The sequence below is a fragment of the Mesorhizobium sp. M7A.F.Ca.CA.002.05.1.1 genome, from assembly GCF_003998335.1.
Classification (GTDB): Bacteria; Pseudomonadota; Alphaproteobacteria; order Rhizobiales; family Rhizobiaceae; genus Mesorhizobium.
This window is the reverse complement of sequence record NZ_RZQI01001170.1, coordinates 1-1524: the sequence shown is the minus strand read 5'-3', so window position 1 is coordinate 1524 and position 1524 is coordinate 1. Positions and strand designations below refer to the sequence as shown.

Genomic DNA, 1524 nt, shown 5'->3' with positions numbered 1-1524 from the left:
TCTCTTCGAAGTCGGCGAATATCCGGTCCATCGGCTCGGCGTCTTCGGGCGGCGAAGCCTCAATGCTTCGAAAAATGTCGCCCGGTTCGACCAGCGGCCGCACCGGCCGCTCGCGTAGCGTATTGCGGTAGTCGGCGCCCCAGTCGGCGGCGCGGCGCGACCATTGCCGGAAATCATCGTTGTACATCCTGTCCTCCCGACATGATCGACCGCCACCATCCATCGCGGCTGGTCTCTTTATTAATTAACGCGTGAAATAGACGCAACCGACAACGGATGCCGCACGCCTCAGCCCGGGAAATCCGGCAGGCTGGCAAAGGCCGTCTTCAGCGCATTCGACCAGCCGTCGGAGATCGTGCGGTAATACTGGTCGTCCTGGCCGATCCGCTTCTTCAATCCGACCTTGAAGGCGTCCTTCTCCAGGAACAGCAGGTCGAGCGGCAAGCCGACGGACAGGTTCGACTTCAACGTCGAATCGAACGACACCAAAAGCAGCTTCACCGTCTCGGCGAGGCTCATCGTCTTTTCGTAGGCGCGGATGATGATCGGCTTGCCGTATTTGGTCTCGCCGATCTGGAAAAACGGCGTGTCATCGGTCGATTCGATGAAATTGCCTTCGGGATAGATCATGAACAGGCGCGGCTCGCTGCCCTTGATCTGACCGCCGAGGATGAAGGACGCATTGAAATAGGAATCCGCCTTCTCGCCAGCGGATGACGAATTGGCGATGACCTCCTTGACCGTGTCGCCAACAATGCGGACCGTTTGGTACATCGACGGCGTTTCGAGCAGCGTGGAATGTCTTTCGGAGATCGCCTTGGTGCGCTCGTCGAGCAGGCTGACCACGGCCTGCGTCGTCGCCAGATTGCCCGCCGACATCAAAACGATGACGCGCTCGCCCGGCTCTTCCCAGACATGCATCTTGCGAAAGGTGGAGATGGAATCCATGCCTGCATTGGTACGCGTGTCCGACATGAACACGAGCCCGCGATCGATCTTCAGGCCAACGCAATAGGTCATGGAATCTCTTCTAGAGCAATTCCAGGAAAAGTGTGAAGCGGTTTTCCGTCCGGAATTGCGTTAAAACAAGGGGATAGAGCGGTTCGGCGTTTCCTTGAAACGATGAATCGCTCGGCAGCAATCTTGCGAGGATTACTGCTCCACCGTGACGGTGACCGCAAGCTGTTCTTCCGCCTGTCCCAGCCGAATTCCCGACACCGGCGTGGCGTCGCGGTAATCGCGGCCCGTTGCCACCTTTACATAACGCTCGTCGGGTGAAATGCCATTGGCGGCATCGAAGGCAACCCAGCCGAGACCCGAAACATGCGCCTCGGCCCAGGCATGGCTGGCCGCCTGCTCGACCGTGGCTTCCAGCATCAGATAGCCGCTGACATAGCGGGCCGGAAAGCCCATGGCACGCGCCGCGGCGGCAAAGATATGGGTATGATCCTGGCAGACCCCGGTTTTCAGCGCCAAGGCTTCCTCCGCCGGCGTCGTCGCACTGGTGGTGCCGGGCGTGTAGAC

At 59.6% G+C, this 1524-nt stretch carries 2 protein-coding genes and 1 pseudogene; all 3 read right to left on the bottom strand.

Annotated elements, in window-relative coordinates:
* A pseudogene (locus EN939_RS33765) lies at positions 1-187 on the bottom strand (aspartate aminotransferase family protein); the annotation flags it as partial.
* Positions 188-288: 101 nt separating this feature from the next.
* Positions 289-1020, bottom strand: a complete 732-nt coding sequence (locus EN939_RS33760; RefSeq protein ID WP_127271775.1) for a peptidase — start codon at positions 1018-1020, stop codon at positions 289-291.
* 132 nt (positions 1021-1152) lie between these two features.
* On the bottom strand, positions 1153-1524 hold a 372-nt coding region (locus tag EN939_RS33755; protein ID WP_164751493.1), incomplete at its 5' end, for a transglutaminase-like domain-containing protein.

Excerpts from the sequence above, each read along its gene's own strand:
- EN939_RS33760 (WP_127271775.1), bottom strand. The coding sequence starts at position 1,020 with ATGACCTATTGCGTTGGCCTGAAGATCGATCGCGGGCTCGTGTTCATG.